The sequence below is a fragment of the Streptomyces sp. NPDC096311 genome, assembly GCF_044763085.1.
Classification (GTDB): domain Bacteria; phylum Actinomycetota; class Actinomycetes; order Streptomycetales; family Streptomycetaceae; genus Streptomyces.
In genome coordinates this window covers 556962-582474 of the sequence record NZ_JBIWFN010000003.1, presented here as the reverse complement: position 1 = coordinate 582474, position 25513 = coordinate 556962, and the positions used below count along the sequence as shown (strand labels likewise).

The window sequence follows — 25513 nt, the reverse complement described above, 5'->3', positions numbered from 1 at the left end:
CGATCGGGATGTTCGGGATGACCTTGACGCGGTCCGGACAGATCGGCGCAGTCAAAGCAGTGTCCTAAACACACATCACTCGGTTAGATGAGTGTGGACACCAGAACACCCCGCACACCCACGGGGGACCGCTCGTCGGGATTCGACGACGCTCCCGCGCTGAGCATGGTGAAGGTGCCGAGCGATCCGGCGCAGGTCATCGTCAATCATGCGAGCTTCCGCGTGCAGCTAGGCGGCGCGACGCGGACCCCATCCTGGCGCGTCGCACGGCACTTGAGCGCCGACGACACCGCGCGGATCCCCGTCGTCGGTACGGCGGGCAGAGCGGGCGGCCCGGCCGCCGGGGCCCGCCGTCGCGCTCCCGTCGTCTGGAGCGGGCGGTCCGACCCCGACGACACCGGCGCCCACCGCCTGCTGCAGGCCGTGCGCAGCACCAGCGTGCGCCACGGCGCCGCGGACCCGAGGGGCGACGGCGGCGCCACCCAGGTCATCCCCCGCCTCGACGAACACCAGGGCTACGCGGGCGACTTGACCGTCGACACGGTCGAGACGCCCCTCGTCGGCAGCCAGCGCGGCCACGACCACGACTCCGCGGGGACCCGGCTGCTGCCGAACATGCGCAGCGTGGACAGCGCGTACGACGAACCGCGCTACACGGGCGGGCAGTTCGCGGCGGAGGACCTCGACGACGACGGCGATGGCGGCGGCACACCGGCCAGGCGGCACGCCTCGGACCCGGTCCGGCACGCCTACTACCCCGGGCGCCGGATGAACCTCGGCGTGGTGCTGCTCCCGCTCCGCGTCTTTCTCGGCTTCATCTCCATCTACGCCGGCATGGGCAAGCTCTGCGACCCCGTCTACTTCGACGGCGGCAAGCGCGGCTCCATGGTCAAGTGGCTGAACACGCTGCACCCTTGGGACGTCGCCGAGCCGCTGCGTCAGTTCGCGCTCCAGCACCCCGTCGGCTCCGGGCTCGTCATCGCCTTCCTCCAGGTCATCGTGGGCGTCCTCACGGTGCTCGGGCTGTGGCAGCGGGTCGCCGCCGTGGTCGGCGCGATGCTGTCGGCCGCGCTCATCGTCACCGTCAGCTGGAAGACGGTTCCCGCGTACGACGCGCCGGACATCATCTACCTCGCCGCCTGGTCGCCGCTGATCATCGCGGGCGCGCCCGTCTACTCCGTCGACGGACGCCTCGCGAGCGAGGCCTGGCGCACGCTCGGGCCCCGCGCCGACATCTGGGACCTGCGGCACCGGGTGCTGCGCCGCGGCGCGCTCGTCTCGGCCATCGTCGTCGGCCTCACGCTCCTCATCGGCTCGCTCCTCGGCGGCGCCGTCCGTGACGCCGACCGGGTGGTCGTGCCGGGACCGGGCGAGGCCCCGCGCAACGAACTGCCCGGTTCCCCGCTTCCCGACGAGCCCGGCACGCCCCAGCACAAGGCCACCACTCCCTCGGCCTCGGCCAAGGCGCCCACCCACGGAAGCTCCTCCTCGCCGTCGGGCGCGGCCACCACGCCGGGCGCCACGGTCCGTGAGACGGGCGGCACGGTCACCAGCGGCCCCAGCCAGACCCAGGGCACCGGCCAGGCCCCGCCCCAGCAGTCCTCGCCGGTCCACCAGGCCCCGAGCACCAGCGCGGGCCCGACGTCCAGCGGCGGCAGCTCCAGCACCGGCGGCAGCGGCTCGGCCGGCGGCACCTCTTCCGGCGGTTCGAGCGGTGGCGGTGGCGGCGGTGGTGGCGGCGGCACCTCCGGCGGCTCGGACAAGCTGGTCGGCGGTCTCCTCGGGTAACGCGTAACGCCCCCTGGCAGTACGAGGACGGGCCCCGCACATCTGATGTGCGGGGCCCGTCCTCGTACTGCCGCAAAGGGGCTCTGAGCGTCCCAGGGCCGCTCTCAGCGTCCCAGGGCCGCGAGTTCCTTCGCCGCCTCCGTGAGGTCCTTCGCGGTGTCGATGGCGCGCCAGTAGGCGCCCTGCGGGAGCGGGAAGCCGGCCAGGCGGCGCTCGCGGGCCAGGTGCGGGAACGTGGTGCGCTCGTGGTCGCCGCGCTCGGGGAGCAGTTCGGCGAACTCGGCGGAGAAGACGTAGACGCCCGCATTGATCTCGTACGTGGTCGGCGGGGACTCGATGAAGTCCGTGACGCGTCCGAAGCCGTCGGTCTTGACGGCGCCCCACGGGATGCGCGGGCGGGCGAGGGCGAGCGTCGCGACGGCGTCGCGCTCGGTGTGGAAGTCCGCCATGTCGCGCAGCGAGAAACGGGTCCAGATGTCGCCGTTCGTCGCGTACCAGGGCTTGTCCGGGTGGGGGAGGTGCGCGGCGGCGTACTTCAGGCCGCCGCCCCGGCCGAGCGGTTCCGTCTCGACGACCGTCGTGATGTTGACCGGGAGGTCGGCCGAGTCCAGCCACTTCTGGAGGACCTCGGCGAGGTGGCCGCACGAGACGACGACGTCGGTGACGCCCTCCTCGGCGAGCCAGGTCAGCTGGTGACCGATGATCGGGGTCCCGGTGCCGGGGATCTCGACCATCGGCTTGGGCCGGTCGTCGGTGTAGGGACGCAGTCGGGAGCCCTGACCACCGGCCAGGACAACGGCTTGAACGGGGCGTGACGCGGCGTTCGGATGGGTCATGCCCGAACTGTACGTGGCGCCCCGCTCACGGCTTCTGTCGGCAACCGTTCCCTTAGGTAGCTGTTACCTGACAGAACAGGTGGGGCCGATGGGGCTCAGAGATGCGTGGCCGCGACCCCCGATGCGAAGGACGTGTCGCAGACAGGGCGCGCGAACGCCTGGGCGCGCGTCGGGCCGTACGCGCGGACCGCGGCGCGGCCGAGGGCGCGGGCGATGGAGACGCAGTGCTTGGCGAGCGACGGGCGGCCGTTCACGGCCTCCTGGAGGTGAGTGAGGGCGACGCCCGGGTTCTCCTCCTGGAGCTCCAGCAGGAGCCGGTCGCGCAGCACGTCCTGCGGGGCACGGGAGACGGCACGCGAGGAGACGTCCGAGGAGGAGGCGGTGAGCACCGAGTCCGAGGAGTTCCCCGACCAGTTGACTCGGGTGACCGCGAGGGTCCCGGAAAGCACCAGGACGACAGGCAGAACGAGGGCGAGGGTGCGACCGATCCGGCGCGCGGGGCCACGGCCACGCCGGGTCCGTTGGTTAGTGGTGGAGTGCTTCACGCGAGTGAGGGTAGCGCGGGGTGATGATTTGGCGACATTTAGTAATCAGTTCGGGGGATAGGGGAACGGCTTTCGCAGGGTGGCGAGTTGACGTACAGGGATCGAAATGACCGGCTTGCCGGGGTATTTGTCGACAACGAAGAGGGCCCCACAGCAGGCTGTGGGGCCCTCTTCGTCAACTTGGGTGAATTCGACCGCGGCGCGGGTTTCGTCCCCCCGGTTTGCTTTTCGCGGTGATCAGGGCGATCAGTCGGAGAGGCGCTCGCCCGTGGAGGTCGAGAACACGTGGGTCTCGCCCGGCCGCGGCACGACGTGCAGCGTGGCGCCCTTGTCCGGGACCGCGCGGCCGCTGACGCGGACGACCAGGTCCGTGAGCTTGTCGTCGACCTTGGCGCTGCCGTAGACGTAACCGTCGGCGCCGAGCTCCTCGACGACGTTCACCGAGACGGCGAGGCCGGCCGGGGCGTCCGCGGTGTCCTTGGTCAGCGACTTGGCGGCTTCGCCGTTGTGCTCGACGATGTCGAAGTGCTCCGGGCGGACGCCGACCGTGACGGTGCGGTCGCCCTTGTCCGCGGCGGCCTTCAGGGCCTCGCGGTTCACCGGCACGACGGAGTTGCCGAACTTCACGCCACCGTCCGTGATCGGGACCTCGACGAGGTTCATGGCGGGGGAGCCGATGAATCCGGCGACGAACAGGTTCGCGGGGCGGTCGTACATGTTGCGCGGCGAGTCGACCTGCTGGAGCAGACCGTCCTTGAGCACGGCCACACGGTCGCCCATGGTCATGGCCTCGACCTGGTCGTGGGTGACGTACACGGTGGTGATGCCGAGGCGGCGCTGCAGCGAGGCGATCTGCGTACGGGTCGAGACGCGGAGCTTGGCGTCGAGGTTCGACAGCGGCTCGTCCATGAGGAAGACCTGGGGCTCACGCACGATGGCGCGGCCCATCGCGACACGCTGGCGCTGACCGCCGGAGAGGGCCTTCGGCTTGCGGGCGAGGTAGTCCGTGAGGTCGAGGATCTTCGCCGCGTCCTCGACCTTCTGGCGGATCTCGGCCTTCGGGACACCGGCGATCTTGAGCGCGAAGCCCATGTTGTCGGCGACCGTCATGTGCGGGTAGAGCGCGTAGTTCTGGAACACCATGGCGATGTCCCGGTCCTTGGGCGGCAGGTGCGTGACGTCGCGGTCACCGATGCGGATGGCGCCGGCGTTCACGTCCTCGAGCCCCGCGAGCATGCGGAGCGAGGTGGACTTGCCGCAGCCGGAGGGACCGACGAGGACGAGGAACTCGCCGTCCTCGATGTCGATCTCCAGAGCATCGACGGCGGGCTTCTCGGAACCCGGGTAGATCCGGGTTGCCTTGTCGAACGAGACAGTGGCCATGGTGAGGGGCCCCCTTCACCGGCAGGAACGTGCCGGACGATCCGTTGTAAAGGTGGTGTCCACCGCGAAGCCTTCGCGGTGGTGTAGTCCACGAGAGTGAACTGTTTCAGGACGGTACCTGGCGTTCACCTGGTCTGTCAGTAGCCGGGGGCCTGTGAACTTCGCGGAAATTTTCGAGAGGGCGCGGCTGGGACCTGGGTACACTGCACGGGCACACGCGTGCAGGCCTCCTTAGCTCAGCTGGTCAGAGCGCCGCTCTTGTAAAGCGAAGGTCGTCGGTTCGAATCCGACAGGGGGCTCCGCGAACTACCTGGGACAACGCCCCCGCGATCGTGGATCACGGGGGCGTTGACGGCAGTCGCCTCCCCGCGCCGACTGGTCGAGTCACCGCATCGGTTTCGCGACGTGCCCCAGCGCGACGAGCCCGATGCCGACCACGAGTAGCGACGGGGAGTCGAGATTCCAGCTCACCAGCATGAGCAGGGCCCCCGCCCCCCAGAGCCTCGGTTGCCGCGCCAGCCGAGGGAGCCGCTGCCCCGGCATACGCCCAAGAAGCAAGGCATGCACTCCCAGGACCGCCCAGGCAATGACCACAGAGACCAGTGCCAGCCCACAGACTATGAACATCCCCGCCCCTTGAGTCGGCCCCACCTCGGCCGGCAGTCTGTCAGGCGGCAGGCAGGCGGCGTTTCAGCAGGCGGTCCATGTGGCCCATGGCCTCCCGACGGTTGTCGTCGCTCACGTGGGTGTAGACGTTCATCGTCACCGCGATCTGCGAGTGCCCCAGGATCTCCATGACGGTGCGAGGCGCCACGCCGGCCGCGAAGAGTAGCGACGCGCATCCGTGGCGGGTGTCGTACAAGCGGACCTGCGGATGACGCGGCCGGTTCTCGGTCGTGTCGAGGTACAGCTCTTTGCCGCCGCGTTTCAGCGTGGTCCGGACCGTGAGAGTGCGCCGATCGAGGTCGACGTCCCGCCATTGGAGCCCCAGGATCTCGCCGCACGGCAGGCCGAGCGCGATCGCCAGGACGAACGCCGGATAGAGCGGGTCGGTCCGCGCGGCTTCCAGGAACGTCAAGGTCTCTGTCCAGCGACCAAGGGTTCAGTTCGCGCGGCTCAACTCGCGAGGCGGGGACCCACTGCACCAGGTTGCGGCTGATCGACTCGTCACGGCACGCGGCCGTCAGGGCAGTGCGCAGTACGCGGTGAGCCTCCTTCGCCGTTGCCGCCGATGCTTGCACGGTGACCTTCGAAATCATCAGCCGCACGTTCGCTGTGGTGAGCGACTCCAGTCGGCGGCAGCCCAACAGCGGTGCCTGATGTACTCCTCCAGCCAGTACGGCAGCCACTCGGAGAGCTTCGCGGACCGGGAAGGCGTCGATCCCCTGGCGGTCGCGTCGAACGAGCTCCTGACGCTTCTCGTCGCACTCTTCCCAGGTGGAGCCGTATACCGTCTTGCGCTTGCGGGTGCCGTCAGGCTGCGGGACGTACACGCGCGCCTCGAAGCGCCCGTCCTTGCGCTGCCAGATGCTGCCGGCGCCGTTCGGGTTTCTCTTACGGGACGTCATCAGGCTGCGTTCTCCTCGATCTGTTCCTGGATGAAGGCGCGCAAGCTGTCGGGGGAGACGCGCCGTGCGCGCCCGACGGTGAAGCTCGCCAACTGACGGGATCGGATGAGGTCGCAGACCTTGCTGCGGCTTAGTGCTCCAGCTGTGGATCGCGGTCTTCGTAGTGCGCGGTCGGCCGGGCCGTCTCTCGTCCCGGATTGGTCCGACTGGTCGGATCTGACGGTGGGTCGCGCCGGGACGTTCCGGGCGGCGGCAGAGCCGAGGTTATGAATGCGGCACCTGACCATCCATGAACATCAACCTCAGGAGCCACACGATGCGCCCCATCAAGGGAGCCTGTCTCGGCACGGCCACTGCGCTGGTCACCCTTCTCGCCTGCGCCCCTGTCGCGGCCGCCGCGACGGACACCGATTTCGCCCAGGCCAAGGGCGGAGACCGAGTCATCACACTCATCGGCCATCTCGCGGAGCAGACGCGTTTCCCCGTCAACCCCGGCGGCAGCCCCGCCCAGGGCGATCGGACCGTCTTCCGCTCGGACCTCTTCGACGAGCACGGCAACCAGGTCGGCGACACCGGCGGCACCTGCACCACCACCCGGGTCGACAACGGCGGAGCGGAGGAGTGCGTCGTGAACTACAACCTCCCGGGCGGCCAACTCACCGTGCAGGGGATGGTCTTCGGCATTCTCAACCCGGGCCCTCCCCCTTCGTTCGACAACGCGATCACCGGCGGCACCGGGGCATTCGACCAGGCTCGTGGCTCGGTCCACGCCGACACGATCGGTACGGGCATGAGGCGCTTCACGATCGACCTCGACCGCTGACTGGCCCTGCCCCCGCCCGGTGAGAAGGCTGGGCCGTCCACGGCACGGCCCACCGGCTCGATTGGTCCCATCGGCGCCGCCACCAGGCTCGATCCCAGGTCATCCACCATCAGCGACAAGCCGCCCAGGCACGAAGATCGCGATCTACAGCTCGCGTACTGGGCACTTTTCAGGCTGCTCGTTATCGTGGAGCGTCACACACTCACTCGGGGGGACCGTCTGTGGTCGAGCTCGGCGTGCTCTTTGGCCTGTTGGTGGCAGCGGTACTGGTCCTGCTCTTCGTGCTCCTGCGCCGAAGAAGCGGCAACACGGAGAACGTCGACGGTCGCCTGATCGAGCAAGCACGGCGGGTGCAGGCGTACAACGACAGGGTCTCCTACAACGCCGGCGCAGTGCACGGCTCTTCGCCCACCATGACCGACCACTACCGTCCCTGACCCCATGGGGGACTACGGGAGGTTGAGCGGGAACCCGGAGAGCGCGCCGGTCGGCGTTCCGCCAGGCCAAACCGCAGCTCCGAGACCTCATGACGTGACGGCAGTCCTTGACGGCAACACCCGTGCACGTCGCCGTATCGAGAGAACCAGCCGCGCACCTCGCAGGCCAGGCCGAACGGCATCACCCCTGGTCGTCGGGGTGTTGGGCGGAACTTGTCGAGCGAAGGTCGTCGGTTCGCATCCGACAGGGGGCTCCAACAGCGCAAACGACACGGGCATCCCGCGGTGATGCCCGTGGTTTTCCCTGCCGTGCCCCGCTTTACGGCCTTACCCTGTTGGGCACCATCAGGGTGCCGCGCCAGCTGTGTGGAGGTAACGGGGTGAGAGGGCGCAGTCCGGATCGGGTCCGCAACGAGCTCATTGTCTCCATCGTGGACGCGTTGCAGGGGTCGGCCACGGTGAGCCAGGGGAGCAGCCGCGAGGTCTGGCGGGATCTGCTGGCCGGTGAACTGGCCGCGCCCGTGGAACCCTTCGGCGGGGACCGGCTGCGGCCGTGGCTGTTACAGGTGGTGAAGGAGTGCACCGCCGTCGGTGACGGCCTGGCCTGCCTGGTCCGGTCGCTGGAGTACGTGGAACAGCAGTCGGCGACGGTGGCCGAGCTGTGGCCGCTCGTGGACGAGTGGGAGGCCGTCGACTTCTTCAACAACGCCGATCTCGGGCACCTGCGGCCCGTCCTGCTGGCGATGGGCTCCACGGATCTGGCCGTCATGGCGCGCCGAGCGAGCCGCTCCCGGGTCCAGGAGCTGCCCGGGTGGTGCCAGACGGGGTGGCAGGTCTTCCTGAGGCTGGCGGGCGAGAACTCCCCGGCCGGTGAACTCCCGCCCAGCATGGCCTTCCTGGCGCTGTCGGCCGATCGGCTGATGGAGGACGGCCAGGGGGAGGCCGCCGAGGTACTGCGCCGCTTCAACCGCACCCAGACCCTCGCCCTGGGCATGGAGGGCCTGCTGGCGGACTGGCAGCACTCGGACTTTCCGCAGCCCGCACCCTCCCTCGTTCCCGCGTATCTGATGATCCAGTTCGAGCCGGACCGCATCGAGCCCGACCGGTACTACCTCTCGCACTGGCGCCAGTCCGACTCCGAGGGCTGGCACCCCGTGCGCGGCGAGACCGTCCACCTGGGCCGGGAGGAGCTCCCGGGCGCGGTGGAGCGGCTGATAGAGGAGGCCGAGGAGAAGTGGGCCGACCTGCGGCAGCCGGTGATCCTGGAGTTCATCCTGCCCTGGGAGCTGCTCAACGAGCCCGTGGAGTGGTGGTCGAAGGAGTCCGGCTCCGAGGCCCCGACCCCGCTGGTCATGGACTATCCGGTGGTGGTGCGCAGCATCGAGCGCCTGCAGCGGGCCGCCTGGCACCGGCCCTGGCACCACAAGTGGCGGCAGCTGCGGGAGCGCCCGGCGGACAGCCACCCGCACTGGAGCAGCCCGGCGCAGGACGAGGCGTACTTCTTCCATCTGGAGCGTGAGCTGAAGGAGGACCGGCACGCGGTGTGCCTGGTGCTCAGCCAGCCCCCGGGCGACGAGTCGGGCACCGGCCGCCGCGAGGTCCTCGCCGGGCTGCGGGCCGGGGTGCCCGCGATGATCTGGCACCGCAACGACTGCGGGGACCCGAAATTCAAGGACGCCATCGGCGAGATACTCCAGGACCGGGGGCTGGGCAGCCTGGCGGAACGGGTCGGGGAGTGGCGCAAGGACGCGCTGGCCCTCGGCCCCGGGGCGTGGGACCTGCACGTGGGTCGCCATCTGGCCATTCTGCTCGACGACCCCGAGCGCAAGCCGAGTCCGCCCGGACCGGTGTAGGTCATCATGCGCCCATGGCCCGGAAGGGGCCTCCGACCGGCGCGCGGAGGCGGATGCCGCACGGTCTTGCACACGTCAGCGCCGACTGTCAGGCTGTTGACGAGACAGCGCCATCGGCTGTCCCCAGGGGGCAAGTACCACCCGGCGATTGAGTTTCGGACCCTTCTACCGTCTCCTGTGGCCTGCCATGTTGCACCGCAAGCAGACCACTGCCAGGCTTGGCACGTGGATGTCACGCATGCCCGCGGACTGCGGGACTCCTCCTCGGTGCTCCCTTCGTCGTCGGGCATGACCGGACGCTCTGAGGGCGCTTATGCAGTGTGACGACGGTCCACGACCACCCTCCGCATCGGCATCGGTATCCGCATCGGCAACGGTGTCCGACGACGCGTCACTCGACGTGGTGTCGCACGCCCTGCGTGGCCTCGGGCGGGCTTCTTCCGCGGACCGCCCCGACGTACTGCCGGACGTACTGCTCGTGGTCGACGACTACGTGACCATGCGGGTCTGGGACGAGACGGTCGCCCGACTGGCCGACGAGCTCGCCCGCCAGGAGGCACTGGGCCCGATCACCCGCTTACGGCTGCTGAGTTCGGACGACACCGAGCCGGGCCGGATCCGGCTGGAACACCTGCCCCCGCCCGTGGGTGAACACCGGGTGGTGCTGGTGCTGACCGACGGGCTGGCCGCGGGCTGGCGTTCGGACGCGGTGCTGCCGCTGCTGCGCGAACTCGGCCGCTCCGAGCCCCTCGCGGTCATGCACCTGCTGCCCCAACGGCTCTGGTTCCGTACCGGCCTGGACGTCTACCGCATGCGCCTGCGCTCCGGGCACCCCTGGGCGCCCAACGACTCCCTGGGCTGGGAGCTGCGCACCTCACCCCTGGAACCGGTGGACGACGACACGGCGGCACGGGCCGGCGTGGTGCCCGTCCCGGTTCTGGAGCGGACCGGTCACTCCCTCACCGGCTGGGTCGACCTGGTGACGGGCCGGGCCCCGGACGGCGTGGAGATGTCAGGCGTGCGGGCCCGCGACTGGAAGCGGCGGCCGGACGCCGCGCGTGCCGTGCCCTGGGTCGACGACGTGCCCGACCCCGCCAGCGCCGTACCCCCGTGGGAGCGCGTCTCGGAGTTCCGGGCCGCCGCCTCGCCCACCGCGTTCGCCCTGGCCACCCGGCTTGCGGCGGCTCCTCTGGCGCTGCCCGTCATGAGCGCCCTGACGGCCTCGGTGCCGGGTGCCGGACCCGCCCACCTCACCGAGCTGCTGATGAGCGGTCTGGTGCGGCCCGCGGGCGCGGAGGCCGAACGCGCGGCCGACGTGATCTTCGCCTTCGGCCCGAACATCCGCCAGGAGTTATTGGCCCTGGCCCGCCGCCGGGACACCGTCCGGGTGCTGCACGACGTGCGGGTGCTGATGGCGGTCCCGGAGGGCTCCGACCCGGTCCTGCCCGCCGCGCACGAACTCCTCGAGACGACCGACGTGCCACCCGTGACCCCGCGGAACGTGGCGTTCCTGCGCATCGAACTGGCCGCGCTGCGCGCCCTGTCCGGGCGCTTCCTGCCCCAGGCCGAGCGTCTCGCGCGGGCACTGCGCGCGTACGACCTGCAGAACACGGTCAACCTGGGCAAGGACACACGTACCCATACGCGGCACCAGGACCCCACCACCCGGGCCCACCGGGATGCCGCACACGCCCCGAGGGGGCCCGAGACAACTTCAGAAGGAGCCACGAACATGGCGACCACGCAGCAGCCCGCGGTGGAGAGCGCGCGCTCGACGCAGCCGCGCATCTGGGGGAACATCCCCCCGCGCAATCCGAACTTCACCGGCCGCGTGGACCTTCTGGAACGACTGCGGGAGCGCCTTCGGGAAGGCACGACCACCGTGCTGCCCGAGGCCATCCACGGCATGGGTGGTGTCGGCAAGACCCAGATGGCGATCGAGTACGCCTACCGGCACCAGTCCGAGTACGACGTCGTCTGGTGGATCCCCGCCGAGCGCCCCGGGCAGATCGGCCAGGCGCTGGTGGAGCTCGCGCAGCGGCTCGGCCTGGGCACCAGCGCCGAGGCCAACATCGCCGGACCCGCGGTGCGCGAGGCGCTGCGCGAGGGGCGGCCGTACTCGCGCTGGCTGCTGATCTTCGACAACGCCGACAGTCCCGAACGCGTCCGCGACTACTTCCCCACCGGCGGCAGCGGCACCATCCTCGTCACCTCCCGCAACCGGCGCTGGAGCGTCGTGGGTCCCTCCCTGGAGGTCGATGTCTTCACCCGGGAGGAGAGCAAGGAGCTGCTGCGGCGTTCGGGCTCCCCCGGGGACCTCGACGACGCCGAGGCGGACCGCCTCGCCGATGCCCTCGGGGACCTGCCGCTCGCGCTGGAACAGGCCGCCGCCTGGCGTGCGGAGACGGGGATGCCGGTATCGGAGTACCTGCGCCTGTTCGAGGACAAGCGCAGTGAACTCCTTGAGGTGTCACCGCCGCCGGACTACCAGCTTCCGGTCGCGGCCGCGTGGAACGTCTCTCTGGACCACTTGGAGACGCGCAGCCTCGCCGCGCTGCGGCTGCTCCAGCTCTGCTCGTACTTCGCGCCGGACCCCATCTCCCGTTCGATTTTCTCCGGCCTCGGCGGTTCCAGCATCGACCCCGAACTCGACCGGGCCCTCAACGACCCGATGCGGCTCGCCCGCGCCATCCGGGAGATCAACCGCTACTCCCTCGCCCGCATCGACCACCGGACCAACTCGATCGAGATGCACCGCCTGGTGCAGGCCGTGCTGATCAACCGCATGACCCCCGAGGAACAGAACCGCATGCGCAATGGGGCCCACACCCTGCTGGCCGCCTCCGACCCCAAGGGGCCCAACCAGTCGGCCAACTGGCCGCGCTACGCCGAGCTCTACGGCCATGTCATCGCGTCGGGCGCCGTCGAGTCCGACCAGCCGTGGGTCCGCGAGCTCGTGATGAACGTCGCCAAGTACCTCTGGTACTGGGGGGATCACAAGGTCGCCCGTGAGTTCTCGGAGCAGGCCTGGGAGGTGTGGCAGCGGCTGTTCGGGGAGGAGGACCAGCAGACGCTTCTGATGGGTTGGTGGCTGGGCTTCCTGTATTTGATGGTGGGGCGCTACGACGACGCCTCCCGGCTCGTGGCCCAGCTCAGGAACGTCTACGACCGCACCGCGCCCGCGAACCAGGAGGACACGCGCGAGGACGCGCTGGTGGCGCTGAACCTCGAAGCCGCGGTACGCCGCCACCAGGGGGACTTCGGTGCGGGTGCCGAACTGGACGAGATGGCCTATGAGCGTGCTCGGCGCGCCTTCGGCGAGGACGACCCCACCACGCTGGTCACCGCTCACAACCTCGGGGTGAGCCTCCGGCTGGTCGGCGAGTTCCAGCGCGCGCTGGAACTGGACCGGCACACGCACGCGATGAAGACACGGCTGTTCGGCCGCGATCACCAACAGGCACTGGTGACCGAGGCGAGCGTCGCCGTCGACGTGCGTGAGACGGGTGACTACGTGGGCGCGCGGTCATTGCAGCAGGCGGTCGTCGACGGCTACCGGGCGGCCTTCGGAGCCGGTAACCCCACGACTCTGCGGACCGTGCGGCAGCTGAGCGAGGCCTGCCGCAAGGAGGGCGACCACGTCACCGCGCTGGAACTGGCACGCGACACGTTCGACCAGTTCACTCGCCGTTATGGCGACACGCACCCGGAGTCCCTGACCGCCGCGCTCGCCCTGTCGGTGGCCTTGCGGCAGAACGGTCAGCTGGAGGCCGCCAGGGACCGCGGCGAGAAGGCCGGCGAACGCTTCCGCACCATCTACCAGGGCGACCACCCCCATGTCCTGGCGGCCGATGTCGACCTGGCGGTGACGCTGCGGTTGCTGGGACGGGCGCAGGAGGCCAGGCAACTCGACGAGGCGGCGCTGGAGTCACTGACCGGGCGCCTCGGGGAGAACCATCCGATCGTGCTGGCCTGTGCCATCAACCTGGCGAGCGATCTGAGTGCGCTGGGGCGGGTGGAGGAAGCCCGCGAACTCGGCGAGAAGACCGTGGCGTTGTGCCGGGCGCGGCTGGGCGAGGACCACCCGACCACGTTGGTGGGCGCGGCGAACCTCTCCCTTGACCTCGTCACCCTCGGGGAGGAGGCGGCGGGCGAGGCGCTGCGCGCGGACACCCTGGCCCGTATGGAGAGGGTCCTGGACGGGCCCCGCCTCAGGTCTGCCGAGTCCGCTCCCCACCCGGCGACCGTGCAGGCACGGGCCAGGAAGCGAACCGACTGCGACATCGACCCGATGCCGATGTGATCCGTCCCGGTCAGACCGGGGACGAGCCGAGCCAGGTGGCGAGGCGGATCGGGTCCGGTGGGGTGTCTGTGACCTGCCGCAGGGAGCGGTGCACCGCTCGCGCCCGTTCGGGGTGGTGGCACAGCAGGTGGGCCGCCGTCGGTTCGGTGTCCGCCACGGCGAGGGCACGGCCGAGGCCGGCCCAGGCTCCGGCCCGGTCGGGCTCCACGGCCAGGTCCGCCAGGTAGGCGTGCCGGGCCCCCGTGACGTCGCCCGCGGCCAGGAGAGCGTCGCCGGTCACCGCGCCGGTGACGCGGGCCGCGGCCTTCTCGGGCCAGTCGGGCGAGGGCCGGTCGTCGTCCGTGTCGCCGAGGCGGTAGCGGACGAGCATCGCCAGGCTGTCCAGCCAGCGCGCCGAGGGATCGGGCACGACCTCGGGTTCGGCCGCCAGGGCATCGGGCGGGCCGCTCGCCCCGTCCAGCCAGGCGCGTACGGCCGCGTCGACCGCGGGCGCGGCGGGCCGCAGGTGGTGTGCCCGCCAGCGCGCGACGTGGTCGTCGGTGCACAAGCGGGCCAGGGCCCGTTGCTCCTCGGGAACCGGCTCCGCCAGCCACTGCGCGCAGTGGGTGCGCAGTGTGTCCAGCAGGGCAGTGCCGAGCGGGGTGAAGCGCGGATGCCGGTGGATCTGCTCCATCGCCGTCGCCACATGGGTCCGCCACAGCGCGAACTCGAACTGCGCCATGGCGGTCTGCGCGGCTGCGGCCGTGCGGTGCGCGCGCCAGAAGCGGGTGATCCCCACGAACGCGTACACACCTTGCAGCAGCCCCTCAAGAGGCCGGGGATCGTCCCGCCAAGGCGCGTACCACAGCTCCGTACCGTCGTCGGAGCTGTCCGTCAGCAGTGGCGTCAGATGGAGCAGTCCGCCCAGTTTGGTGTGCTGGAACTCGTGCACGAGGGTGACGGCCAGTTCGACGGCGTCGTCCGGCTCCGAGGCCTCGATGCCCCCGAAGGCCTCCCCAGCTGTCACACTGCGTGGCCGAAACCTTTCCCTGGCCGCTGTCGGTGTCAGTGAGAACACGCTCCGCCGCATGGCCTCCGCCGTGCGTGTCTGGTCTCCCAGCAACACCGCCCAGGCCCGCTCCAGCAGTTGCCGCCAGTGCGCGGCGGCCTCCTCGGACAGGGGACGCGGCTCGGTCGGCTGCGGATACGTCCGGTACGGATCCACGTCGTCCAGCGCGATCTCGAGCCGTCGGCCTGCCGGGCCGACCGTCAGCCGGCGCACCGGATGCCACCCCGCTCCCGCCGAACCGAACGGGAGCGGTATCACGACCCCGGCCCCGGACGCTTCCACCACGGCGCGCCCGGCCTCGGCCCGCACGGTGGCCGTCGTCCATGGTTCGGTCGTGGGCAGCACCGCACAGCCCAGGGACGGTAATGGCACCCGGCCGTGCCGCGCCGGCACCTGGATGCCGAAGTCCAGCTCCGCGCGTAGCGCTGCCGCCGCGGCGAGCGCCGAGAAGTGGCCGAGCACCACCCATAGCGGCGGCTCCGTCCCTGACGCCGTCCCCCGCAGCCGGTGCAGCGCGGTGGCCAGCCACATGCCCGTCTGCGGATACATGAGCAGGTCGTCGACAAGGGCGGGCGCGCGTTGCTGCGCCTGGCTGAGGAGGTCCCACGCGGGGCCGAGATCCGTGGCGTCGTCGAGCATCCTCAGCAACAGCAGACGACGGCTGCGTTCGGCCCCGAGCAAAGAGGTGAGGGTGGCCGGGCCGCCCTCACCACGGACGAGTTCGGCCAGGCTGTCCGGCGGCAGGCGATGATGCGGCAGGGACGGCTCAGCACTCACGAGCGACCCCGGAGGTGTCAGTCGAAACGTTCGGCACCGCCGTCGATTCCGCTGACGCTGGCCATCTGGTGGTCGATTCTTCGCTGCAGTTCCTCCATCGACGAGGCGAGGACCCGGCTGTCAATGGAGCGCAGCGTTTCAAGAGATACCCCCGCGAGATCGACCAGGCTGGACTCGACGGCGGCCACAGACGGCTCCATGACGGCCAAACCCCTTCCCCCCGGCTGCATTTGTGGATGCGGGCTGCTCACATCCCCCTGATAATGGCCCGCCGTGCCCAGGATGAAACCCCGCACCCGCGGGGCGGCGCGATATCAGGTCAGCGGCTCTCACCGGCTCGACGGTGGCGCCGGGACAACTCCACCGCCTCTTTGTCCATGCGGGCCACCCCGGCGGAGTCGCCCTCCATCAACCGTATCGCTTCGAGGAGTTGGTCCAAGGTCCCCGGGTAGCGCAGGCAGGTCCGCAGGATTCCGAACACGTCCGGTCTCAGCGCCGGTGTCCTCGGACTCATGGCCGCGATGGCCGGGTTGATGCTGTTCAGGACCAGGGCCAGGGTGGTGCGGTCGCTCACCGTGGGCAGTGCCGTCAACGCGCCCACCAGGCCGTCGAGTTCGCGCAGCGGCAGGTCGTCGCGCAGGTCGGTCAGGGTGACCGGGCCCGCGGCGGCGGTCGGTGCGGACGGGATGCGGGGCAGCTCGGGCGCCGACGCGGGCAGGCCGGCGCACTCGTGCAGCAGGGCCAGTTCGGACCTGGTCAACAGTTCGTACCAGCGGTCCACGCGGACGGCGGCGAGGCGGCCGAGACCGTCCGTGCGGTGGTGCGCGCTGACCAGGCCGACGATCGCATCGTCGTGCCAGACAGCCGCGCCCGACATGCCCTCCCAGGGCGACCGGTCCGGCTCGGCGTCCGACTCCGGCGGGGTGACGGCGAGTTCGAGCGTGCCCTCGCGGCGGTTGGACAGCACCGAGGTCATGCCCGTCGCGTGGCAGGAGTCGCGGTACTGGGACGCCGAGCCGTCGTCGAGCCGTCGCATCCGGTCCTCGCGCAGCTTGAACCGGGGGAAGCCCATCGCGCTGCACGGCAGGACGAGGTCCGCGTCGGGCACGGCCCCGTACGAGGGAGGTTCGGTCACGGCCGCGTGGACGCCGTGCGGAGCGGATCCGTCCAGTTCCAGGAGCGCCACGTCGGCCTTCTCCGAGGCCAGTACCACCCGGGCGGCCACGGTCCACTCGTCGGCGCGGTCCGCCTCGAACCGTACGCCGGTGGCTCCCGTTCTCGCGTCACGGACGACGTGTGCGGCGGTGAGCACCCACCAGGGACCCACCCGGTAGCCGGAACCGCGCCGTCCGGGGCCCCGTCCCGCGAGGGGTCGCACCATCACCTCCGCCACCCGGACCGGATCCAGTCCGCGGCGCGGATCCTGTGCCGCCACGGCTCAGCGCTCTCGTTCGGTCTCGGCGCCGCCCACCCACGGGGCCCGTCCGCCGCCGCTGTGGGTGCGCGGGTCGAGCGTCAGCTTCACCCGGTGCGTGACGCTGTCCGCCACCCGGCCGTCCGCGCCGGCCTCCACCACCCAGAAGCGGATCTTGCCGCCCGCCGTCGCCGACCGCTCCACGACCACGGCCGCCTCCAGCTCCACCGGACCCACCTCGAAGTACAGATCCTCCCCCTCCGCGGCCGTCCGGGCCGCGGTCAGTTCCCTGCGCAACTCCTCGATCAGTTCAGCGAGTTCAATCACACCCGCTCCCTACCCGCACCGCCCGTGCTCCCACCGCCCTTCCGTCACCCGATCCGGGCCGATTCCGCGCTGTGGCCCCGCGTGACGACGTTGATGCAATAGGGTCACCCAAGTAGCCTGAAATCCCTGGAAACGCCATATTCAGTGATATGTAAGGCATTGATCGCATCACTTCACTGTCACAGGGGCGCCGCCATGGAGAAGTCCGGAGTCGAGTCCGAGCTGATCGACCTCAGCGACGTTCCGCTCGACGCGTGGCCCCAGTTGGACCTGCCGTCCGCGCAGGGCTCCATGCGTCGGCTGCTCAGCCGTATCGACGACCCCGCGAGCAGCCTCGGCGGCTACAACCCGCAGCGCGACGCGTAGCGGCGCGAGAAGTGCACCAGACGGCGCGGTCCCATGCCCTGCCCCACGTCCTGTCGTCGCAGTCGTTCGACGAACTGCTGCGCGGTGGGGGCGGCCCCGCGACGGTGAACCGTCTGCGGGTGAGCGAGCGGAGCTGGCGGCTGCTCGTCGTCCGGGCCCTGCTGGACTCGGCCGCGACGGCACCGGCCGGCCCCCTGCCCCCCTTGGCGGACGGCTGGAAGGTGCTGTCGCGCGCCTGGGCCGTGTCCAAGGAGGCGGTGGAAGACCTGCTGGCGTATCCGGCCGTGGGTGTGTGGGCGGCGCACACGCTGCGCCGGCTGCGCGGGACGGCCCAGAACGCCGCACCCCTCTGGGCGGACACCGGGCACCTCCACGCGATCGCCGCCACCGCGGCCGTCCGCGTCGGCCTGGAGTTCCGTACCGACGTCCCGGTCCGCCACGGCTGGGTGGTCCTGCCCGCGCTCGGGGCGATGCGGGTGCCCGGCCGGGCGGACTGGGACGTGGCCGAGGTCAGCGCCTCCGCGGGATCCGTGCGGATCGCCGGACGCCCCCTCGGAGGGCCGGACTGGCATGCCCTGACCGAGCTGCGCGCCGACGGCTGCACCCTGCTCCTGGACGACACCGATCCCTACCGCGACCTGCGCGGACCGGCCGGGGTGGAACCGATCGGCTCCACCGCCGAGTGGCAGGAACTGTTCGGCCCCGCCTGGGACATCCTGCGGCGCACCGACACCGAGGCGGCCGAGGCGCTGGCCGGCGGACTGGTGTCGGTGGTGCCCCGTCCGCGCGCCGAGAGGTTCCGGCCGCACAGCGCGTCCTCGGGCGACGCCTTCGGCACCGCCCTGGCATCGGCCCCGGACGACGCCGAGCAGTTCGCCTCGACGCTGGTGCACGAGTTCCAGCACAACAAGCTCAGCGCGTTCATGCACCTGTTCACCCTGTACGACGACCAGGGCACCCGGCTGCACTACGCCCCCTGGCGCGACGACCCCCGTCCCCTGGGCGGGCTGCTCCAGGGCGTGTACGCCTTCTTCGGCGTCACCGCGTTCTGGCGGCGGCGCGGCCACGCCCTCGGACAGTTCGAGTTCGCGCTGTGGCGCAGCCAGACCGCGTACGCGCTGCGCGCCGTCGGTTCGGCGGACGGGCTCAACGATCTGGGGCGGCGGCTGGTGGCCGAGCTGACGCGGCGCATCGAGCCCTGGCTCGACGAACCGGTCGACGCCCGGGTCCGGGCCGCGGCTGCCCTGGCGGTCGCCGACCACCGTGCCACCTGGCGCGCCTGCCATCTACGGCCCGCGCCGGGGACCCTCCGCGCCCACGCGGCGGCCTGGGCCGACGGAAACCCGCTGCCCAGGGCGACGGACGAGCCCGAGCCCGTGCCCGTCCCGGGCAGTCCGGCGCGGGGCATCGACACCCGGGCGGTGCTGCTGCGATGGCTGCTGGCGGACCCCGCGGGCTTCGCGGCGCTCCGTGACGACCCCGGCGCGGTGGTCGCCGGCGCGCGCCTCGAGGACATCGCCCTGGTGGAAGGCCGTACCGCCGAGGCTCTGAGCGCGTTCCGTGCGCGCATCGGCCGCGGCGAGGGCGACCCCGAGACCTGGGTGGGGCTCGGCCTCGCCGCGCGGGCCGCCGGGGACCCGGCGGGAGACGGACTACTGGGCCGCCCGGAGCTGGCGATGGCCCTGCACGGCGAACTGGACGGACAGGCCGATCCGCTGGCACTGGGGCGCGCCCTCGCGAACGGGGCCTGAGGGACGACCTCCTAGGCTCCGCGCGGGGTGCCCCGCAGCCGACGCGCGATCTCCAGCTGGACCGCCTCCAGCGGGCGGCCGCCCTCGATCTCCCACAGAGTGTTCTGTAGGACACGACCGAGGGTCCAGGCACGGGCCCGCTCGCGATCCAGGCCCATGACGTCGGTCATCGCGTCGAAGCGCCAGCGGATCTCGGCGGGCTCGAAGCGGTTGCCGAGCGCCGGGCAGAGGTCGAAGCCGGGGTCGCCCGCGAGCGGCTTGGGGTCAATGGCGACCCAGGGCCCGCGGCCGACGGAGCGGGCGCCCCCGTCCTGGAGAGCGTCGGGGTCCTGGAGACCGTCGGGGTCCTGGAGGCCCCGGAGGTCCTGGAGGACGTTGTCGTAATGGAGGTCCCAGTGGAGGAGACGGTCACCCGGCTCGGTCGCCACCTCGCGCACCGCCGCCGCGCAGTCCTCGACGAGACGACGCTCGGCCGGGTCCGCGATCCGTTTCAGGGCCCCCGGCACCCGCTCCAGCATGGCCTCCGCGATGTCACCGAGCCGCCGCATCCCCTCCGGCGCCGGCACGGCCGTCAGCCGGGCCAGCAGCCGCGCGACGACCAGGGCGGCCTCGCGTGTGCCGGGGAGGTGCGTCAACATGCGGGTGTGGTCGAGCCGTTCGAGCAGCAGGGTGCAGGTGGCCTCGTCGTGCGCGAGGAGGCGTACGGCCGCGCCACCGTCCCAGACACGCAGGGCGGCCGGCTCACCCGCGCTCTCCTTGTCCAGGAGCTGGAGCTTGAGCACGGCGGGGGTGCCGTCGGCCCGCAGCACCGGCAGGACCAGTGCCGTGACACCGTGCATGGAGGGGCCGTCGAGGCGCAGCTCCCAGCGCTCCAGGAAGTGCGCGGCCCGCTCGGGCAGCCCGGCGACGAAGGCGCGCCCCGCTGCTCCGTTGTAGGTGGCCTGAGAGGCGGCCAGACCCGCCGGAACGTCGATCACGGAGCCGAGCCTACGTGCGCCGGTGAGGAGGCTCATGAGCATTGACGGGGCCCTGCACCGCGCCGGGAGCTACCTACGCAGTGCCCCCGGCACCTATGTGTGGCTGGCGATCCTCTTCGTCACCACAGTGGCTCTGCACCACATGACTCCGGATTTCGAAGAGGACTTCCTGCGCCAGCGGTCCACGAACATCCACGAGCTGTCGGACAACCCCGTACGGGTGCTGATCACCAGTGCGATGTGGATCGACGGCGGTCTCTGGCTGCCGTACGCCGCCCTGTTCACCGTTTTCCACGCCCAGGCGGAGCGCTGGCTGGGCACCCTGCGCTGGCTGGCGGTCGCGGTGGCCGCGCACGTCCTGGCGACGCTGATCAGCGAGGGAGCGCTGCTGGGCGCGATCCGGCGCGGGGCGGCGCCGCACTCGGCGGTCGACACCCTGGACATCGGGGTGAGCTACGCGCTGGCGGGCGTCATAGGGGTCCTCACGTACCGCGTCGCGGTGCCGTGGCGGTACCTCTATCTGGCGGTCATCCTCGCGGTCTACGGCCTGCCGCTGATCACCGGCCGCACCTTCACCGATTTCGGTCATTTCATATCGATCCTGATAGGTCTCTGCTGCTATCCGCTGGTCAGAGGCCGCGGAAAAGCATGGAATCCGAAGGAGACACTGGCCACCCTCAGGGGTTAACGTCCCGCCCATGAGCAGCAGCACAGGAAGCGGCACGACCAACGGCGGCATCTCCTTCTGGTACGCGGACGACGGTCTGCCCGAGCCCCGCGAGCCCCTGCCGGGCGACGCGACCGCCGACGTCGTGATCGTCGGCGGCGGCTACACGGGCCTGTGGACCGCGTACTACCTCAAGAAGGCGGCCCCCTTCCTGCGCGTCACCGTCCTGGAGCAGAAGTTCTGCGGCTACGGCGCCTCCGGGCGCAACGGCGGCTGGCTCTACAACGGCATCGCGGGCCGTGACCGGTACGCCAAGCTGCACGGCCACGAGGCGGCGGTCCGTCTCCAGAAGGCGATGAACGAGACGGTCGACGAGGTCGTCCGGGTCACCGCCGAAGAGGGCATCGAGGCGGACGTCCACCAGGGCGGCGTCCTGGAAGTGGCCTACACGCCCGCCCAGCTGGCCCGCCTGAAGGCCTTCCACGAGCACGAGCTCTCCTACGGTGAGAAGGACCGCGAGCTCTACGGCGCCCGGGAGACCGTCGAGCGCGTCCGGGTCGCGGACGCGGTCGGCTCGGCCTGGACCCCGCACGGGGCGCGTCTGCACCCGGTGAAGCTCATCAAGGGGCTGGCGGCGGCCGCCGAGGCACTCGGCGTCACGATCCACGAGAAGACGCCGGTCACGGAGATCCGCCCGAAGCACGCGGTCACGCCGTACGGCACGGTGCGCGCCCCCTACGTCCTGCGCTGCACGGAGGGCTTCACGGCCTCCCTGAAGGGCCAGAAGCGCACCTGGCTGCCCATGAACTCCTCCATGATCGCGACCGAGCGGCTGACCCCGGAGCAGTGGGCGACGATCGGCTGGGAGGGTCGCGAGACGCTCGGCGACATGGCGCACGCCTACATGTACGCCCAGCGCACCGCCGACGACCGCATCGCGCTCGGCGGCCGGGGCGTCCCCTACCGCTTCGGCTCGCGCACCGACAACGACGGCCGCACCCAGCAGGCGACCATCGACGCCCTCCACGAGATCCTGGTCCGCTTCTTCCCCTCCCTGGCCGGCGTACGGGTGGCGCACGCCTGGTCGGGCGTCCTGGGCGTCCCCCGCGACTGGTGCGCCACCGTCACCCTGGACCGCGCCACCGGCCTCGGCTGGGCGGGCGGCTACGTCGGATCCGGCGTCGCGACGACGAACCTCGCCGCGCGCACCCTGCGGGACCTGATCCAGCAGGACTCGGGACAGGCGGGCCCGACCGACCTGACCACCCTCCCGTGGGTCGACCACAAGGTCCGCAAATGGGAGCCGGAGCCGTTTCGCTGGCTGGGCGTGCAGGGCATGTACGCCACCTACCGCACGGCCGACCGCCGCGAACTCACCACACACAGTGCGCAGTCGTCGCGGCTCGCACGCATGGCGGACCGCGTCGCGGGCCGGCACTGACCGCCGAGCGGACCTCTGTCCCGCTACGGGGGGTGCTTCACGTGTGTGTGAAACTGCGCCCATGATTCGCACCGCGACCCCCGACGACATCCCCGTCATCCACGCGATGGTCCGTGAACTCGCCGCGTACGAGAAGGCGCCGGAAGAGGCGAAGGCCTCCCGGGAGCAGTTGCACGAGGCGCTGTTCGGGGAGCGGCCGGCCGCGTTCGCGCACATCGCGGAGGCGGCGGGGGAGCCGGTCGGCTTCGCGCTGTGGTTCCTGAACTTCTCGACCTGGCGCGGGGTGCACGGGATCTACCTGGAGGACCTGTACGTCCGGCCGGGGGCGCGGGGCGGCGGGCACGGGAAGGCGCTGCTCACCGAGCTGGCACGGATCTGCGTCGAGCGCGGGTACGAGCGTCTGGAGTGGTCGGTCCTGAACTGGAACCGGCCTTCCATCGCGTTCTACGAGGCGTTGGGCGCGCGTCCGCAGGACGAGTGGACGGTGTACCGGCTGACGGACGGGGCGCTGCTGGAGCTGGGGAAGACGGGTTCAGGGGACTGACTCGGGCACGGGGGCCGGTGCGGTCGTGTGTCTGGGGGTCCTCGCGGTGACCATGAGGCCCGCGACCAGGCCGGCCAGGAGCATGATTCCGGCGGCCCACCAGATGGCGACGGTGTAGCCGTGCACGACGCCCTCGCGGACGATCAGGGCCTTCCGGGCGGGGCTGGTGAGGTGCGCGGCGATGTACACCGCGCCGCTGGTGGTGGCGATGGTGTTCAGCAGGGCCGTACCGATCGAACCACCCACCTGCTGTGAGGTGTTGACGGTCGCGGAGGTCACGCCGGAGTCCTGTGGGGCGACCCCGGCGGTGGCGGTGGCGAAGACCGGCATGAAGATCAGGCCCATGCCGAGGCCCATCAGGATCAGACCGGGCAGCAGCCGGCCCGCGTAGTCGGCGTCGACCGTGAGGTGGGTGAAGAACAGCATCCCGGAGGCCGCGAGGAGCGCTCCGGGGACCATCAGCACGCGCGGTGCCACGCGGCGCAGCAGCCGCGCCGAGATCTGCGTCGTACAGATGACGATCGCGGCCGTCATGGGCAGGAAGGCCAGGCCCGCCCACACGGGCGAGTATCCGAGGACGACCTGCAGGTAGTAGGTCATGAACAGGAAAATGCCGAACATGCCGATGACGGCGAGGGCCATGGTCAGGAAGCAGCCCGCGCGCGTGCGGTCCTTGATGATGTGGAGCGGGAGCAGCGGGCTCGGGGCCTTCGTCTGCCAGTACACGAACACGGTCAGCAGCACGATTCCGCCCGCGAGGAAGGCCAGCACCAGCGGGTCCGTCCAGCCGCGCGCCTCCGCTTCGCTGACTCCGTAGACGATCGTGACCAGTCCGCCGCAGCCGAGCAGCACACCGGGGATGTCGAGCCGGGCGCGGGCGTTGCCCGGGGGGTCGGGCAGCAGCGCGAACGCGCCGAAGACGCCGACGACGGCTATGGGGATGTTGACGTACAGGCACCAGCGCCAGTTCAGGTACTCCGTCAGCAGCCCGCCCATGATGAGCCCGATCGCCGAGCCGCTGCCCGCGAGCGCGCTGTAGACACCGAAGGCCTTTCCGCGTTCCTTCGGCTGGGTGAAGGTGGTGGTCAGCAGGCTGAGCGCGGAGGGGGCCAGGACGGCGGCGAAGGCGCCCTGGAGAGCGCGGGCGCCGTAGAGCATGGCGGAGTTGCCCGCCGCGCCGCCGATCGCGGAGGCGGCCGCGAAGCCGATGAGGCCGACGACGAAGGTGCGTCTGCGGCCGACGAGGTCCGCGATCCGGCCGCCGAGCAGCAGAAGACCACCGAAGGCCAACGTGTACGCGGTGATGACCCACTGGCGGTTGCCGTCGGACATGCCCAGGGCGCGCTGTGCGGAGGGAAGCGCGATGTTCACTATGGTCGCGTCGAGGACGACCATCAGCTGCGCGAGGGCGATGATCACCAGGCCCCACCAGCGGCGGGAGTCGGCGCCTTCGGAGATTCCAGGGGTGCCGCGTTCACCTGATCGGGTGGCGCTCACTTGCCCAGAAGACCATGAATTGGTATGTATCGCATCTTTCCGGGCGGTTGATCCTGGTCACGGCTCCAGGACCACCTTGCCAAGGGTGGCGCGGGTCTCCAGGGCCCGGTGGGCCCCGGCCGCCGCGGCCAGCGGGAAACGGGTCACGGCCGGGGTGAGGCGGCCCGCGGCGGCTTCGGCGAGAGCCCTCAGCTCCAGCGTGCGGACGGGGTCGGGACCGCCCGCCGCGCGCAGCATCACGGGGCCGAGGACCTGCTCGGACACCCCCTCCACGAGCAGTGGCCCGCCGCTCTGGATGCCCTCGCCGGACCAGCCGAAGACGAGGTGTTTCCCGCCGGGGCCGAGGAGGTCGACGGCGGCGCGGGCGACATCACCTCCGACGCCGTCGAAGACGACGGTGACCGGCTTCCCGTCCAGATGGGCGCGGACCCGGTCCGGCCAGCCGCCGTCTTTGTAGTCGACGGCCAGGTCGGTGCCGTTCTCGTGGACGCGGGCCACCTTCTCCGGGCCGCCCGCGAGACCGATCACGGTGGCACCCGTGTGCCGGGCGTACTGCACGAGCAGGGTGCCGATGCCGCCCGCGGCGGCGGGGATCAGGGCCACGGAGCCGGGACCCAGCTCGGCGAACTGGAGGATCCCCATCGTCGTGCGGCCCGTGCCGATCATGGCGACGGCCTGAGCGAAGTCCAGGTTCTCCGGGATCGCGTGCAGGCGGTCGGCGTCGGTGACGGCCAGTTCGGCGTAGCCCCCGGGGGCGAACCCGAGGTGGGCGACGACGCGCCTGCCGAGCCAGTGGCCTTCGACGCCCGCGCCGAGGGACTCGACGGTGCCGGCGACCTCACGGCCGGGGATCGTGGGCAGCGGGGTGGGGGCGGGCGCCGGGCCCCGGGCACCCGCGCGCAGGGCGGCGTCCAGGAGGTGGACACCGGCCGCGGCCACGGTGATACGGACCTGTCCCGGGCCCGGTTCGGGATCCTCGGTCTTCTCGTAGGTGAGGTTCTCGGCCGGGCCGAAGGTGTGCAGGCGGATGGCGTGCATGACGGTCTCCCTCACTGACGTGCTGAGGCGTGCTGGAGCGCTCGGTACGTGCTGGAACGCTCGGTGCGGTGCGGTGCGGTGCGGTGCGGCTCAGCGTTCAGCCTCAAGCGCGCTTGAGGTCAAGGCGCGG

20 protein-coding genes, 1 tRNA gene and 1 pseudogene are annotated in these 25513 nt (G+C 71.1%); 11 read left to right on the top strand and 11 right to left on the bottom strand.

All coding sequences use genetic code 11. From position 1 onward, the window contains the following. The first annotated feature begins 87 nt into the window (after positions 1 to 87). Positions 88 to 1788, top strand: a complete 1701-nt coding sequence (locus ACIRA5_RS10915; protein ID WP_403689519.1) for a DoxX family protein — start codon at positions 88 to 90, stop codon at positions 1786 to 1788. A 104-nt stretch (positions 1789 to 1892) separates the two neighbouring features. Here the strand turns inward: ACIRA5_RS10915 and ACIRA5_RS10910 are convergent, their stop codons facing one another. The 3 genes from ACIRA5_RS10910 to ACIRA5_RS10900 form a co-directional block, all read right to left on the bottom strand. Next, positions 1893 to 2624, bottom strand: a complete 732-nt coding sequence (locus ACIRA5_RS10910) for an NDP-sugar synthase (RefSeq protein WP_392928385.1) — start codon at positions 2622 to 2624, stop codon at positions 1893 to 1895. Positions 2625 to 2719: 95 nt separating this feature from the next. Beyond that, on the bottom strand, positions 2720 to 3169 hold the full coding sequence (locus ACIRA5_RS10905) for a hypothetical protein (RefSeq protein WP_352044050.1): 450 nt from the start codon (positions 3167 to 3169) through the stop codon (positions 2720 to 2722). Positions 3170 to 3415: 246 nt separating this feature from the next. Next, complete coding sequence (locus ACIRA5_RS10900) at positions 3416 to 4552, bottom strand: sn-glycerol-3-phosphate ABC transporter ATP-binding protein UgpC (RefSeq protein WP_352044051.1); 1137 nt, start codon at positions 4550 to 4552, stop codon at positions 3416 to 3418. A gap of 225 nt (positions 4553 to 4777) precedes the next feature. Here ACIRA5_RS10900 and ACIRA5_RS10895 point away from each other — a divergent pair. Then, a tRNA-Thr gene (locus ACIRA5_RS10895) sits at positions 4778 to 4851 on the top strand. A gap of 368 nt (positions 4852 to 5219) precedes the next feature. Here the strand turns inward: ACIRA5_RS10895 and ACIRA5_RS10890 are convergent. Further along, positions 5220 to 6120: pseudogene (locus ACIRA5_RS10890) on the bottom strand (tyrosine-type recombinase/integrase). 316 nt (positions 6121 to 6436) lie between these two features. On the opposite strand from ACIRA5_RS10890, the gene ACIRA5_RS10885 reads away from it, so the two are divergent. The 4 genes from ACIRA5_RS10885 to fxsT all read left to right on the top strand — a co-directional run bounded on the left by ACIRA5_RS10885 (position 6437) and on the right by fxsT (position 13536). Next, positions 6437 to 6943: a hypothetical protein gene (locus ACIRA5_RS10885; RefSeq protein WP_403689514.1), complete on the top strand. Its 507-nt coding sequence runs from the start codon at positions 6437 to 6439 to the stop codon at positions 6941 to 6943. Positions 6944 to 7164: 221 nt separating this feature from the next. Then, complete coding sequence (locus ACIRA5_RS10880) at positions 7165 to 7380, top strand: hypothetical protein (RefSeq protein ID WP_403689511.1); 216 nt, start codon at positions 7165 to 7167, stop codon at positions 7378 to 7380. A 431-nt stretch (positions 7381 to 7811) separates the two neighbouring features. After that, positions 7812 to 9233 (top strand): hypothetical protein, encoded by a 1422-nt coding sequence (locus tag ACIRA5_RS10875; RefSeq protein ID WP_403689510.1) that lies wholly within the window; start codon positions 7812 to 7814, stop codon positions 9231 to 9233. A gap of 376 nt (positions 9234 to 9609) precedes the next feature. After that, positions 9610 to 13536, top strand: coding sequence for an FxSxx-COOH system tetratricopeptide repeat protein (gene fxsT, locus ACIRA5_RS10870; RefSeq protein WP_403689508.1), 3927 nt, complete (start codon positions 9610 to 9612; stop codon positions 13534 to 13536). A gap of 10 nt (positions 13537 to 13546) precedes the next feature. Here fxsT and ACIRA5_RS10865 read toward each other — a convergent pair whose 3' ends face one another. From ACIRA5_RS10865 to ACIRA5_RS10850, 4 genes are all read right to left on the bottom strand, one after another. Next, the gene (locus ACIRA5_RS10865) at positions 13547 to 15361 is read right to left on the bottom strand and encodes an HEXXH motif domain-containing protein (RefSeq protein WP_403689505.1); all 1815 of its coding nucleotides are present in this window, start codon (positions 15359 to 15361) and stop codon (positions 13547 to 13549) included. A 17-nt stretch (positions 15362 to 15378) separates the two neighbouring features. Further along, positions 15379 to 15549 carry a hypothetical protein gene (locus ACIRA5_RS10860; RefSeq protein ID WP_403689503.1) on the bottom strand — a complete coding sequence of 57 codons (171 nt, stop codon included), beginning with the start codon at positions 15547 to 15549 and terminating at the stop codon, positions 15379 to 15381. 131 nt (positions 15550 to 15680) lie between these two features. Continuing rightward, positions 15681 to 16796 (bottom strand): trypsin-like peptidase domain-containing protein, encoded by a 1116-nt coding sequence (locus tag ACIRA5_RS10855; RefSeq protein WP_403689500.1) that lies wholly within the window; start codon positions 16794 to 16796, stop codon positions 15681 to 15683. Positions 16797 to 16799: 3 nt separating this feature from the next. After that, complete coding sequence (locus ACIRA5_RS10850) at positions 16800 to 17102, bottom strand: trypco2 family protein (protein WP_095853951.1); 303 nt, start codon at positions 17100 to 17102, stop codon at positions 16800 to 16802. A 195-nt stretch (positions 17103 to 17297) separates the two neighbouring features. On the opposite strand from ACIRA5_RS10850, the gene ACIRA5_RS10845 reads away from it, so the two are divergent. After that, on the top strand, positions 17298 to 17468 hold the full coding sequence (locus tag ACIRA5_RS10845) for a hypothetical protein (protein WP_159055261.1): 171 nt from the start codon (positions 17298 to 17300) through the stop codon (positions 17466 to 17468). Positions 17469 to 17479: 11 nt separating this feature from the next. Then, positions 17480 to 19219 carry an HEXXH motif domain-containing protein gene (locus ACIRA5_RS10840; RefSeq protein WP_403689497.1) on the top strand — a complete coding sequence of 580 codons (1740 nt, stop codon included), beginning with the start codon at positions 17480 to 17482 and terminating at the stop codon, positions 19217 to 19219. Between the two features lie 11 nt (positions 19220 to 19230). On the opposite strand, the gene ACIRA5_RS10835 is transcribed toward ACIRA5_RS10840, so the two are convergent. After that, positions 19231 to 20232 (bottom strand): aminoglycoside phosphotransferase family protein, encoded by a 1002-nt coding sequence (locus tag ACIRA5_RS10835; protein ID WP_403689496.1) that lies wholly within the window; start codon positions 20230 to 20232, stop codon positions 19231 to 19233. Here ACIRA5_RS10835 and ACIRA5_RS10830 point away from each other — a divergent pair. From ACIRA5_RS10830 to ACIRA5_RS10820, 3 genes are all read left to right on the top strand, one after another. Beyond that, positions 20231 to 20884 (top strand): rhomboid-like protein, encoded by a 654-nt coding sequence (locus ACIRA5_RS10830; RefSeq protein ID WP_403689494.1) that lies wholly within the window; start codon positions 20231 to 20233, stop codon positions 20882 to 20884. The genes ACIRA5_RS10835 and ACIRA5_RS10830 overlap by 2 nt on opposite strands. 10 nt (positions 20885 to 20894) lie before the next feature. After that, positions 20895 to 22304, top strand: a complete 1410-nt coding sequence (locus tag ACIRA5_RS10825; RefSeq protein WP_403689492.1) for an NAD(P)/FAD-dependent oxidoreductase — start codon at positions 20895 to 20897, stop codon at positions 22302 to 22304. 61 nt (positions 22305 to 22365) lie between these two features. Beyond that, positions 22366 to 22848, top strand: a complete 483-nt coding sequence (locus ACIRA5_RS10820) for a GNAT family N-acetyltransferase (RefSeq protein WP_403689491.1) — start codon at positions 22366 to 22368, stop codon at positions 22846 to 22848. Here the strand turns inward: ACIRA5_RS10820 and ACIRA5_RS10815 are convergent. Both ACIRA5_RS10815 and ACIRA5_RS10810 read right to left on the bottom strand, forming a co-directional pair. Next, positions 22837 to 24345, bottom strand: coding sequence for an MFS transporter (locus ACIRA5_RS10815; protein ID WP_403689488.1), 1509 nt, complete (start codon positions 24343 to 24345; stop codon positions 22837 to 22839). The two genes, ACIRA5_RS10820 and ACIRA5_RS10815, sit on opposite strands and share 12 nt — an antisense overlap. Positions 24346 to 24402: 57 nt before the next feature. Beyond that, the gene (locus ACIRA5_RS10810; protein WP_403689487.1) at positions 24403 to 25383 is read right to left on the bottom strand and encodes a zinc-binding dehydrogenase; all 981 of its coding nucleotides are present in this window, start codon (positions 25381 to 25383) and stop codon (positions 24403 to 24405) included. Between the last annotated feature and the right edge of the window lie 130 nt (positions 25384 to 25513).